Annotated in this window: 5 protein-coding genes; 1 reads left to right on the forward strand and 4 read right to left on the reverse strand. The window is 40.8% G+C overall.

From position 1 onward, the window contains the following. Window positions 1-28: 28 nt before the first annotated feature. Window positions 29-6,160 carry an ESPR-type extended signal peptide-containing protein gene (locus NE668_RS08060; RefSeq protein WP_227037161.1) on the reverse strand — a complete coding sequence of 2,044 codons (6,132 nt, stop codon included), beginning with the start codon at window positions 6,158-6,160 and terminating at the stop codon, window positions 29-31. A gap of 703 nt (window positions 6,161-6,863) precedes the next feature. On the opposite strand from NE668_RS08060, the gene NE668_RS10520 reads away from it, so the two are divergent. Then, entirely contained in the window at window positions 6,864-7,130 is a 267-nt protein-coding gene (locus NE668_RS10520) for a hypothetical protein (protein ID WP_004692901.1), read from the forward strand. Window positions 7,131-7,248: 118 nt separating this feature from the next. Here NE668_RS10520 and NE668_RS08070 read toward each other — a convergent pair whose 3' ends face one another. The 3 genes from NE668_RS08070 to NE668_RS08080 form a co-directional block, all read right to left on the reverse strand. Next, window positions 7,249-7,893, reverse strand: coding sequence for a hypothetical protein (locus NE668_RS08070; protein WP_105087342.1), 645 nt, complete (start codon window positions 7,891-7,893; stop codon window positions 7,249-7,251). Window positions 7,894-7,999: 106 nt separating this feature from the next. After that, on the reverse strand, window positions 8,000-13,498 hold the full coding sequence (locus NE668_RS08075; RefSeq protein ID WP_105087341.1) for an ESPR-type extended signal peptide-containing protein: 5,499 nt from the start codon (window positions 13,496-13,498) through the stop codon (window positions 8,000-8,002). A gap of 417 nt (window positions 13,499-13,915) precedes the next feature. Continuing rightward, entirely contained in the window at window positions 13,916-14,560 is a 645-nt protein-coding gene (locus NE668_RS08080) for a hypothetical protein (protein ID WP_227037162.1), read from the reverse strand. Between the last annotated feature and the right edge of the window lie 58 nt (window positions 14,561-14,618).

The raw sequence follows: 14,618 nt of genomic DNA on the forward strand, positions 1-14,618 counted from the left end.
CACTGCCGTATCAATATGTTATTTCATATTATTTCAAGCCCGCTTGTTGCATCAATAATGCAATTTGTGCTCTCATTTCTTCATTGTCGCGTTGTACTTTTTCGTACTTAGCTTTCAAAGCAGTCATTTCATCTTGCATTACGTACATGGAGCTGATAGGACCACCTTTATAACGTTCAGGAACTGCTTTCTTCGCATCGGAAGTACCGAATTTACGAGTTACACCAGCATTTACCATGTTATGGTGGCTACCAACAGATACGCCTACATGGAACATTGTATCTTCTGCTGTGTAATGTGCAACGCCAAGAGCCGCCGCAGTTTCACCTCTATAATTACCGATACCAGCCATTACTTGAGTTGGTTCCAATGGATCATATTGAATAGGTTTCAATGCAGACATAGCCGCTGCATGTGCGCCTACACGTTGTGTTTCGCCCGCTACGGAGTTAATAGCATTAGCTAACCCATCTGTAGCACCTTTCAATTGATTTACGTTAACTGCATCAGTGCCGTTTACACCAGGGCCTACATTGGTAATTGTATTACCGCCGTTGTTGAGGCCATCTTTAGTAAGGCTTACAGCATTACCGCTAGCAGGTGTAATTGTTACACCGCCACCATTCATAACTGTAGTATTACCTGCAGCATCCTTAGTGGTTACTGTTTCAAGACCTTTCAAGTCTTTCGCCATACGAACCTTAAGGTTGCCAGTACCATCGGATACGACACCTAAATTGTCTTCTGTAGTCAACTTGTTAGCATCAGTAATGCCACCCACTACATTAACTTGTTCGTTAAGCTTTTTCTTGATTACGGAACCGCTATCGCCACCGTATTTCATACCATCGTCTTTAGTTGCCACTTGGTGGGTCTTACCATTTTCGTCTTGGTACTTAATACGAGTGATGTCGTTACCATCTAAGTCTGGATCACCTTTATCAACGGTAATATCCGCATTACGACCGTCTTTACCAGTTAAACCGATATGACCAACGCCGTCTTTACCGGACATGGATACAGCATCTTTACCGTCTTTGCCTGTGATACCTACTTTGCCGTCTGTACCGTCAGCACCATTAGGGCCAGTAATAGATACGCCATCTTGACCGTTTTTACCAACTTTTACCTTATCAGTAGTTAAGCTGTCAGTCTTAAGGTTTTTCGCCATCTTGATATTAACATTACCATCTTGGTCGGCTACTGTTTTAATATTTTCGCCGGAGTATTTATCGTCAGACTCTGTACCTTCACCTTTGATAGTAACCTTTTGGCCTAAATCACGGTGGAATTCACCTGTATTACCGGCGAAATTCATACCTTTTTTCGTGATTTCATCACCTAGGTTAGTAATCTTATTATCCAAGGCTTTGTGAGATTTTTGCAATTGGTCTTCTGTAGCAGCACGACCGCTTGTGATGTTGTTAGGATCCCAATCTTTGTTTTCCAAACCTGTCACATAACCGTCTTTACCATCAACAGATACCTTGCCTGCCGCAATCTTGCCATCTTTACCGTCGATAGTTACCTTATCGCCAGCCTTGATTGTACCGTTTTCACCGTCAATTGTTACATTGCCAGCTTTAATCGTACCTTTGTTGCCGTCGATTGTAACTTTATCACCAGCTTTGATTGTGCCTGTAGTACCATCCAACGCGATTTGTTTCGTAGCATCAGAGCCTAATGTCACTTGGTCTTTGAGACTTACTTCATAGTTCTTGGAACCATTCGCATTGGTGCTAGGTGTCACAGTAATATTATTACCTGCCGATACCGTTGTGGATGCAGCTGCTGTAGCTTTATCCAATTGAGATTTATTAACTGCATCGTTAGGATCTGTGCCGTCAGCTACATTCGTAATCTTATTACCGCCATTATTTAAGCCGTCTTTTGTAAGACTTACTGCATTGCCGCCAGCACGATTGATTGTCATACCATCACCATTGATAACAGTATTATTGCCGCCGTTTGTGAAAGTAGCAGACGTTAAGCCTTTCAATTCTTTCGCCAAGCGCAATTTCAATGTATCGGAACCGTCGGAAACAACACCGATGTTGTCTTCAGCAGCTAATTTGCTTTCATCGGAGATACCGCCCTTAACATTCACTTGATTGTTAAGTTTCTTTTTAATTACATTACCTGTATCGCCGCCATACATCATACCATCATCAAGGGTTGCAAGCGTATGTGTATTACCGTCTTTATCTTCGGTCACTAAACGATTAATGCTTGTACCATCTACACCGTTTTTAGCGTCGCCACCTTTAAGTGTAACGCCGTCTTGACCGTTTTTACCGGCAATAGCCACACTATTAGCTTTGAGGTTTTTGTTCATCTTCACATCGATAGTTGTGTTGCCATCTTGATCTTGTGTGATGAAAGTTTTAAGATTTTCACCGCTGTAGTTAGCATCAGCATCAGCACCTTCACCCTTAACAGTAACCGTAGAGCCAAGTTTATTAGTTTTTACGCCGCCACTGTTAGCGTCGAATTTCAAACCTTTATTAGTTAATGCGTCTTCGCTATCTTTGATTCTATCTTTCAAGTAATCCACATTAACTGCTTCACTGCCGTCGTTGCCAGTAGCATATGCCAAGTTAGTTACATGAGTGCCACCCACTTTATTAGCATAGGTAGGACCTTCGTAACTTACTTTAGTTTTATCAACAGTGCCAGCAGGATCCAAGTCATACTTAACAGCACGATCTGTCAATTTATCGAGGCTAGATTTAGAGGCAACGTCCTTAATCTTAACAGTTTCTTTACTACCTGCATGGTTTTTATCCTCTACAGTTAAGTCAATATCACCGTTAGAATCAACTGTATAAGCCTCATCTGCAGCAGCTGCATTTTTCACCAAACGATAATCTGTAGCAGCAGCACCTTGGCTCTTAACAACATCGCTGATCTTTTTCAATTGATCTTCTGTAGCTGCGCGACCACTTACAGGATTAGATGTGTTCACATCCCAATCTTTATTATCAAGGCCTGTCACATAATTTTTAGTATCAGCGTGTTTACCCATTGTTACGCCGCCAGCTTTCACGGTATCTGTAGCCGTCAATGTTTGAACATTAAGATTTTTGTTCAATTTAACGCCGATCTTAGTATCGTCGCCGGTTTGTGTGATTTCAGTAGTGATGTTGTCATCACCGTTTACAGTCACCTTGGAACCGAGCTTGTTCGTTTTTTCGCTGTTATTATCTGCATCGAAACGAAGGCCTTTGTTGATAAGATCAGTTTTAGCATTATTGATATTAGTATTTAATTCGTTTTTAGCATCGTGCAATTGACCGCCGTTTACAGCGTCTTTGCTACCTGCACCTACAGCACCATCAGCAACATTGGTAATTTTTTGATCGTTCGCATTGATACCTGTTGGAGATACATATGTTTTACCACCTACAGTCAAACCGCTGTTGTTGATAGTAGTACCACCAGCTGTAACGCTATCTAAACCGCTTAACGTTTTTGCCAATTTCACATTCAATGTGCCATTGCCGTCGGATTCAACACCGATATTGCCGTCGGATAATGCGCCTGTAGCACCGCCTTTGACAGACAGTTTTTCACCTAATTTTTTATTGATAACTGCACCGGAGTCACCATCAAAGTTCAAGCCTTTATCAAGAGTTGTATTGATAGTAGTGATATCTCCAGCATTTTTATCGATAGCAGTTTTATTAGTGTTAACTTTATCATTAACCTTTTTCAACTGATCTTCTGTAGCACCGCGACCAGATACAGCCGCAGGATGATCTACATCCCAATCTGTATTTGTAAGGCCTGTTACATGACCTGTATCACCATCTACAGTTACAGGATGTGCTGTACCTACGGTAATTTTATTGCCTAAGCCAACAGTATATTCCTTACCGCCTGCTGCGTTTGTATCTTCTGTTACAGTTACATTCGCATCCTTCGCTTTTACAGTGGATGCTTTAGCTGTACCACCGATAGCAGCTTGTAATTGGCTATAGTTAACTGCATCATTAGGGTCGCTACCATTAGCAACATTAGTAATCTTTTGATTATTCGCATTGAGACCTGATGGAGATACATAGTTCTTACCACCTACAGTCAAACCGCTGTTATCAATCTTAGTATTACCAGCTGTAACGCTGTCCAAACCTGTCAATGTTTTAGCTAATTTCACATTTAATGTGCCATTGCCGTCGGATACAACACCGATATTACCGTCAGACAATGTGCCTGTAGCACCGCCTTTAACAGTAACTGTATCACCTAATTGTCTGTTACTTACAGTACCTGTATCACCAGCAAAATTCAAGCCTTTACTAATGGTTGTATTAATAGTGGAAATATCTTGCTTGTTTTTAGCGATATCAGTTTTGTTATTCGCAATGTCGCCAGCATTTTTAGTGATATTTTGCTTGTTAGTATTGATATCACCAGCATTTTTATCGATATCAGCCTTATTAGTGTTAACTTTATCGTTTACCTTTTTCAACTGATCTTCTGTCGCAGCACGGCCCGATACAGCTACAGGATTATCTACATTCCAGTCTTTATTTTGAAGACCTGTTACATGGCCTGTAGTACCATCAATAGTTACAGGTTTTGCTGTGCCTACTTTAATGGTATTACCTAATGTCATATTAATAGTTGTATCACCATTAGCTTGTGTAATTGCGGCATTGATATTGCTGCCGTCGCCTTTGATGGTAACTTTAGAACCTAATAGGTTGTTTTTCGCACCACCTGTATTAGCATCGAAGTTAAGGCCTTTATCTATAGTGTCTTTATTGAATTTAATAGCATCATGAATCGTGCCTTTACCAGTGTTGCCGATATTGCTCATCGACAAGTTACCCGTATCAGGGTCAAGCGCTGCATTGCCACCTAAAAGGCCTTTTGTAGTGCTTGCTAAATTACCCAAGGTATTTGCAACAGCATATAATTGACTACCATTGATTGCATCTGTAGATTGTGCATTCACACGACCTGCAGCCACATTTGTGATAGTACGTTTTAGCGTATCACTACCCACGCTAAGTGTAGAGTCAGCAGAGCCGCCGGCATAGTTTTTATACCATAAGCCATTTACCAATTGATTTGGTGTGCTTACTACATTATCAGTCTTGGAGTTAGCACCTAATGCAATCGATCGTTGTTGATTCGCATCAACTGATGCATTTTTACCGATGGCAATGGAATCATCTGCAGCTGCGATTGCAGCTTTACTCATAGCAATAGAATTATTTGCAGTCGCTTTTGCCGTCTCACCGATAGCAATAGAAGCCTCACCGCTAGCCACACTATCCCAACCCATAGCAGCAGCATTAGTAGCATCAGCTGTAGAGTTAGCACCGATTGCGCGAGCACCTTGTGCCAATGCTTTTGCACCATTACCGATGGCTACACCCCAATCACCTCGAGATTGAGAACCATTACCCATAGCAATAGCACCCCCTTTGGATGCCTTCGCATTATTACCGAACGCCATGGAGGACCCACCGTAAGCACGTGCATTGGAACCGAAAGCCTGATCATTATCAAGACCTATCAATTGATTGTTTTCATCAAAACCGGCACGTGCATTGTTCCCCAACGCAAAGCCGTTCGTGGATTGTACACGTGCTTCGTTACCAATAGCTACGCCGTTATTAGCAATTGTGCGCGCATTACGACCAATAGCTACAGCTTGCGCACCTTGACCGATAGTGCTTGTACCAATAGCAATTGTATTGATATCCTTAGTTGTCGCATCATGACCGATGGCAATACCACCGCTCTTATCTGTAATACCTGGTGTTGCCGTAGCAGGGTTAACACTTACTGTAGCACCATGACCGATAGCGATACCATTTTGGCTTTCAGATTCAGATGGATCATTTTTACCAACAGTAGCGTCTGTACCCATAGCCACACTATAGTCACCGCGAGCATTTGTTCTGTCACCAATCGCGATACCACCGTCGTTTTCAGCTGTCGCTCCGACACCATTTTTAATCGGTGCCCCCAAGGCATCCGTAGGCATCATAACGCCTGTCAACATAACGGCAACTGCTGTAGCACCTACCATTTTAGAGAATACAACCGACAAAGAGGAACGTTTCGTCATGTTCTTTGCTGTTTCTGCCACCACAACATAGCAGCCCTTTGTGCGATTCCAAATCACTTTAAATACTCGATTCATTAATCTTTCTCCTATAAAACTTATAAAACTTACTAACTAACTATCTACATATTTAATGAAATAACAATGATGTATCGATGATGTATTGAGAATTCATCGACATTCTTGAATGTGTATATCTAAAATACCACAAATTACGGGAAAAGTAAACTTTTTTTCATTTTATTTTCATAAAACTTTTGTGTTTAAGTTATTAATAATTTCGATAAAATTAAATATACTGAATATTCTGCATAAATGCTGTATTTTTTTACTATTATTCACCTACTTTCATAAATAATACAAAACTTTCCATTATTATGTCCCAATATCACACCATATGTAACCAATTTATTTTCTCTTCATCATTCTGATTTATGATAGACCATATAATAGAATGATATCTTTTCATAAACGGATATCGTACAGTGTTTCTGCCATTTTGACTCAATGTACGTACACAATTACTACATACCTACTTAAGCCAATTAACTATTGCACAATCAATAAAGGTAGCATTTTATTATATAGTAAAAGGAATGACAGGTGAAATTCAAATCGCCGTCATTCCTTTTTTTATTCCAAGTCCCTCTAAAGGCGTACCGGCGGGCTTTATAGGCTTTATAGAAATAGAGCATATGTGTATAAAAACAATTTATACGATTACTCCATGTGTTTTTTAATTTTTATTGTTATACTGAAAGCAGAAAGGAGGAAGAAATCTATGTCAGAACTCAATATCTTACAACAAAATATAGATAAACCGAATACGGTTACCGAAGAAGATATCGTAGTTACACGAGATAATCAAACTTTCACAATCAAAGGTCGCTTTAATGGGGAAGAAGGCGTATTCACATATGATGCGGACGTTCAACCTAACGATCAGTTACAATTTCTGCATCACAACTTTACGGCCATCGTAAAAAAAATTACATATAAGGTGATTCAAGGTCAGCGAATCACATTGATTGCAAAATTATATGCATAAAAAATATCGGGGTATTGTTAATACAAACAACACCCCGATATTTTTTATCGGTCATACAATTATAAGAAATACAATACAACACAACAACACTTAATTCTTATAATTGAATCATCTAAAATTATTGAATTGTAGGTGCATTAATCGCTTTACGAAGGTCCACTGTGTGAAGTTCATCCATCGCAGGAGCTGCTTTTTCGTCCACAGGTTTCACGCGATTATTACCGTCTTTCATGGCTTCGTTCAAGCTGAAGATTACCATTTCGTTCATATAGAAACGCAATTCATCATCATGTACATTAGCTGTATTGCGATCCAAGATATCGATGATTTGTTGCGCATAGTCCAATTTAGCGTCTTCAGATACAGTCGCATGTTCTGTAAAGAACTGTTTGTAATCGTTGTACAAACGGTCCAATGCTAAACGACCATAGCTATCGTTTTTATAACGATGGCTTACGATGTACCAACTACGACGAACGTTCATGTAGTACAACACATTGTTGCGGTAACGCTCTTGACCAGTCATAACGCGGGAATCGTCCATGATACGCTTGCCCTTTTGGTCCAATTGGAATTGTGTGAAAGCATTCACTACGTCGCGAACTTCTTCGCTAGGTACAGGAACAGCCACTTCTGCTTCAATCACATTTAATGGTTCAGCTGGTTGTTCCGGCATCATCAATCGATCTTGAGCCGCATCCGCTTGACCTACCACACACACACAAGCAAGTGCCAATACAGGCATAAATTTTTTGAATTTCATAAATCCTCCTAATGATGAGCCGCCTCCCAAAGGGCGGCTTTCATATTCCTTACATGATTCTTACATGACTAGAGTATACTAAATAATCCATTTAATCAAGTCAAATTTACTTTGTAAGCCCTGCTTGTTGCATCAACAATGCAATTTGAGCCTTCATTTGTTCATTATCTTCCTTCACAGAGGATAATTCATCAATACGTTGTTGCATACGTGCATTATCAGCCTTCACAGAAGACAATTCGTTAAGGCTTTCTTGCATGCGTGCATTTTCAGCTTTCAATGCTGTTACCTCATCTTGCAACACATAAACAGAGCTAATAGGGCCACCTTTATAACGTTCTGGGATTGCTTTCTTCGCATCGGAGTTACCGAATTTGTGAGTCACACCGGCATTCACCATATTGTGATGACCACCAACAGATACGCCTACATGGAACATTGTGTCTTCTGCAGAGTAATGTGCAACACCTAACGCCGCTGCTGTTTCACCTCTGTAATTACCAACACCAGCCATTACTTGAGTTGGCTCCAATGGATCGTATTGAATTGGTTTCAACGCAGCCATAGCCGCCGCATGAGCGCCTACACGTTGTGTTTCGCCCGCTACAGCATTGATTGCATTCGCCATCTTATCTGTTGCACCTTTTAATTGATTTACGTTAACCGCATCAGTGCCGTTTACACCAGCCGCAACATTGGTAATTGTATTACCACCGTTGTTGAGACCATCTTTAGTAAGGCTTACTGCATTACCGCTAGCAGGTGTAATTGTTACACCGCCACCGTTCATAACTGTAGTATTACCTGCAGCATCCTTAGTTGTTACTGTTTCAAGACCTTTCAACTCTTTAGCCATACGAACCTTAAGGTTGCCAGTACCATCGGATACGACACCTAAATTGTCTTCTGTAGTCAACTTGCTAGCATCAGTAATACCACCGATAACGTTTACTTGTTCATTGAGCTTTTTGTTGATTACAGCACCGCTATCGCCACCGTATTTCATACCATCGTCTTTAGTTGCCACTTGGTGGGTTTTACCATTTTCGTCTTGGTATTTAATACGCGTGATTTCGTTGCCTTCGATATCAGGGTCACCTTTTTCAACAGAGATATCAGCACTGCGACCGTCCTTACCATTAAGACCGATGTGACCTACACCGTCTTTACCGGACATGGATACAGCATCTTTACCGTCTTTACCAGCGATACCTACCTTGCCGTCTGTGCCGTTCGCCGCATCTGGGCCTGTGATGGATACGCCATCTTGACCATCTTTACCAACTTTAATAGTCCCTTTATCGCCGTCGATTTCAACCTTGTCGCCAGCTTTGATTGTGCCTGCATTGCCATCGATGGCGATTTGTTTCTTAGGATCGGAGCCCAATGTTACTTGGTCTTTAAGACTTACTTCATAGTTTTTGGAACCATTCGGATTGTCGCTTGGCGTAACCTTAATATTATCGCCTGCTGTTACCGTTGTAGTCGCAGCAGCTGCAGCTTGATCCAATTGAGATTTATTGACTGCATCAGTTGGAGCTGTACCTTTAGCTACATTAGTAATCTTGTTACCACCGTTATCCAAACCATCTTTAGTTAGACTCACAGGGTTACCACTAGCAGGTGTAATCTTCATGCCGCCACCATTTACAACTGTAGTGTTGCCTGCAGCATCTTTAGTTGTTACGGTTTCAAGGCCTTTCAAGTCTTTTGCCATACGAACCTTGAGGTTATTGCTACCATCGGATACTACACCTAAATTATCTTCAGTAGTCAACTTGCTAGCATCAGTAATACCGCCGATTATGTTTACTTGTTCGTTAAGCTTTTTGTTGATTACAGCACCGCTATCGCCACCGTATTTCATACCATCGTCTTTGGTTGCCACTTGGTGTGTTTTACCATTTTCGTCTTGATATTTAATACGCGTGATTTCGTTGCCTTCGATATCAGGGTCACCTTTTTCAACAGAGATATCAGCACTACGACCATCCTTACCATTAAGGCCAATGTGACCAATGCCGTCTTTACCAGACATGGATACAGCATCTTTACCGTCTTTACCTGTGATACCTACTTTGCCGTCTGTACCGTTCGCACCATCTGGACCTGTGATAGATACACCATCCTTATTATCACCTTTGCCAACTTTTACAGATTCAGCTTTAAGATTTTTGCTCATCTTCACGTCAATGGTTGTGTTACCTGTTGCTGCATCTTGTTTGATGAAAGTTTTGATATTTTCACCGCTATAATCGCTATCAGCAGCTTTACCTTCGCCTTGTACGATTACGGTAGAACCTAATTTACTAGTTTGTACACCGCCTACATTGGCATCAAATTTAAGGCCTGTTGCAGTTTGATTTGCCAAAGCTTGTTTCAATTGGTCTTCTGTTGCGGCACGACCAGATACAACATTACCTGGATCCCAAGTCTTATTATCAAGACCAGTAATATAGTTGCCTGTATTACCAGGGTTCGCACCATCAGCTTGTTTACCCATTGTTACGTCCCCTGCTTTCACAGTGTCTGTAGCCGTAACAGATCTAACATTAAGGTCTTTCTTTAATTTAAGAGCAATCTTAGTATCATCACCAGTTTGAGTAATTTCTGTAGTGATGTTATCATCGCCGTTTACAGTCACTTTAGAGCCTAATTTATTCGTTTTTTCATCGTCATTATCAGCATTAAAACGAAGGCCTTTATTGATAAGGTCAGTTTTAGTATTATCAATTTTATTATTTAAATCATTCTTGGCATTTGTAATTTGGTCACCAAGATCTTGCTTAACTTGATGTAATTGACCACCGTTAACTGCATCTTTGGAGTTAGCAACCACGTCGCCGTTAGCGACATTGGTAATCTTTTGGTCATTAGCATTGATACCATTTGGAGATACATAATTCTTACCACCTACGGTCAAACCGCCGTTATTGATGGTAGTATCACCAGCTGTAACACTGTCCAAACCTGTCAATGTTTTAGCCAATTTCACATTCAATGTGCCAGTACCATCGGATACAACACCGATATTGTTATCAGACAATGTGCCTGTAGCACCGCCTTTAACGGCAACAGTATCACCCAATTTCTTATTGATTGTTGCACCGGAGTCACCGTCAAAGTTCAACCCTTTTTCAATAGTTTTATTGATAGTAACGATATCGCCAGCGTTCTTTGCGATATTTTGCGTATTATTAGCAATATTACCGGCATTTGTTGTGATATTTTGTTTATTATCAGCGATAGCTTGTTTATTTTTGTCGATTTGATTCTTATTGGTATTAACTGTATCGTTAACCTTTTTCAACTGATCTTCTGTAGCCGCGCGACCAGGAACAACCACAGGATTGGCTACATTCCAATCTGTATTTTGAAGTCCTGTTACATGACCTGCATTACCATCTACAGTTACAGGATGTGCAGTACCAACATTGATTGTATTGCCTAATCCAACAGTATATTCCTTACCACCTGCTGCATTTGTACCTTCTGTTACAGTTACATTTGCATCTTTTGCTTTCACAGTAGGCACTTTATCGATAGAGTTAATCGCATTTTGTAATTGACTATAGTTAACCGCATCATTAGAGTTAGTACCATCAGCTACATTGGTGATCTTTTGGTTATTTGCATTGATACCGTTTGGAGATACATAGTTTTTACCATCTACGGTCAAACCGCCGTTATTGATAGTAGTGCCGCCAGCTGTAACGCTGTCCAAACCAGTCAATGTTTTAGCCAATTTAATATTTAGCGTATCAGTGCCATTGGAAACGACACCGATATTGTTATCTGTTAACTTAGTTGCATCGGTCACGCCGCCTACAATATTAGTTTGTTCACCTAATTTACGCGTAAATTTATTATCTGTAGCTGCTGCAGCTTTTACATCGCCTGCATAGGATACACCTTTTTCTACTTCTGTTTTAACTGCAAACAATTGGCTACCATTGATAGCATCAGTGGAGGTAGCAGAAATACGACCGGCCGCTACATTAGTAACAGTTCGTTCCATACCTGCTTTGCCTACGCTTACTGTGGAGGCAGGGTTTGTGCCTGTGAAATTATGCGTTACCCCATTGATTGTGGCAGAAGGAGTAGCCACAGCTGCTGCTGTTTCAGAGCCATTACCGATAGCTACGGCATTGTCATTAGCTACTTTCGTATTATTACCAAGAGCTAAACCATTAGCCCCTGTCACAGTAGCACTGTTACCTAAAACCATGCCGTTATCTGCGGAAATAGTGGAGTTACTACCTACTACATAGGAATTATCCGTTGTAATGGTATTCTTATAACCGAACGCACCGGCTGTATTACCTTTAACCGTACCAGCAGTAACCTTTTTAATTTTATCGCCATTAGACTCTGTAGTTTCAGTAACAGTAGCCGACCCTACGGTATTTTCACTACCGATAGCATATGCATTATTACCATATACCTTATTGCCTCTACCAAGAGCGCCTGCAGCAGAACCAGATAGAGTAGCATTTGTCATATCAAAGCCTACTATATTCGCATCGCCGAGGGATGTGGATTTCTCACCATACGCACCGGCTTGGCTACCGATAGCCAGAGAGTTATTCCCCCAGCTACGAGCCATAGCACCAATAGCGGAACTAGCCACACCTTTTGACAAGGAGTTAGCACCGATAGCATTAGAGCCTGTGCCTAAAGACTGTGTCATCATACCAATAGCAAGGCTGGCATTTCCGATAGAAGCAGTATTTACATAGTTCTTACTATCATTAAGACCTGCTGTACCCAATCCACTTGGATGTAATGCAGCCACTTCACGGTTAAAGTTTTTCTGCGTACCTGGCACCGCTAAATCAGGAATAACCTTATATAAATCAGGTTTTGCTTTATCGATATCATCACCGCCGATAGCGATAGAAGAGTGTCCAATAGATCTTACATCACCACCGATAGCGACAGATTGTGTGCCATATACCTTCGCTACACTACCGATAGCTACAGATTGTGAAAACAGCTGTCCGTCACCATCAACAGTAGCATTCTTTCTAATTATATTAGCTTCCGCTGCAGCACCGATGACTACGTCACCACGAGAACCGTAAGAAGCAGCTTCTGCACCCATTACAACTGCACCGGATCCAGGTTGTTGATGATACTTGGAAATCGTGCTCTTCGCTTGACGACCTATTACAATATCACCATTTTCCTTTGCAACTGACCCTTGACCGATAGCAATAGTACCCGCAGGATATGGAACCTTCACTCGTTGTTGACCTTCAGCCTTTGCACCATTACCGATGGCAATACCATTTTCACTTGTTGCTAATGTAGTCGCGTCATTACCTACAGCCACAGACTTAGCACCTGCGGATTTCGCATTATCACCGACTGCAACGCTATTGCTACCAGTAGCAGCAGCGCCAGGGCCTTGTACTACATTTGCTTCTGCAATTCCCGATACTAAACAACCCGTAATAGCAAAAGCGCATAAAGCTGCACGGAATGTAGTGTTATTTCTCGTAGAAGTCACGCCACTTTTACCGCCACCGCTCTTTACTAACTCAGATACTACAACATAGCAATTTTTAGCTTTACTCCAAATTACATTATAAATTCGATTCATGTTATTCCTTTCTCACGAACTACCGATTCTACCGGTTACGCATTCTGTTTATAGCCTCATATAAAAAACAAAATAAAAGAAGAAGTAATAGACATAAAAAATCATCTACACTTCTAACATAAAACAATAGTACTCAATACTATAGTTTAAGTACTATTACGTATATCTTTTTCCTTTAAGATACTCACTCTATTGACTACTATATCAAAAATATTCAATATTGTAAACAACTTTTTCATGTTTCATTCATTTTTATAGTTTATTTAATAGATTTAAAAAATAAGATAGAAATTCTTCATCTTTTCTATATATTTATGGAATTAAATTTACATATTCATATATGAGAGATTTAGTCTATGTATGACAAAAGCCGAGGCAGATTGTGCCTCGGCTTTCACCATTTATATAGTCTAAATTTTATTGAATTGTGGGCGCATTAATCGCCTTGCGAAGGTCTACTGTAGGAAGTTCGTCCATCGCAGGAGCCATTTTTTCGTCCACAGGTTTCACGCGATTATTGCCGTCTTTCATAGCTTCGTTCAAGCTAAAGATCACCATTTCGTTCATGTAGAAACGCAATTCATCATCATGTACATTGGCTGTATTGCGATCCAAGATATCGATGATTTGTTGCGCATAGTCCAATTTAGCGTCTTCAGATACAGTCGCATGTTCTGTAAAGAACTGTTTGTAATCGTTGTACAAACGATCTAACGCCATGCGCGCATAGCTGTCATTTTTATAACGATGGCTCACGATGTACCAGCTGCGGCGAACGTTCATGTAGTACAACACATTGTTGCGGTACCGTTCTTGCCCCTTCATAACGCGAGAGTCGTCCATGATATATTTGCCTTTTTGATCCAATTGGAATTGTGTAAAAGCATTCACTACGTCGTGAACTTCTTCGCTAGGTACAGGAATGGCCACTTCTGCTTCAATCACATTTAATGGTTCAGCTGGTTGTTCCGACATCATCAATCGATCTTGAGCCGCATCCGCTTGACCTACCGCACACACACAAGCAAGTGCCAATACAGGCATAAATGTTTTGAATTTCATACTTCCTCCTTATGATGAGCCGCCCCCGAAGGGCGGCTTTCACAATCCTTACATGAGT

This window comes from Veillonella parvula (assembly GCF_024461875.1).
GTDB lineage: Bacteria > Bacillota > Negativicutes > Veillonellales > Veillonellaceae > Veillonella > Veillonella parvula_I.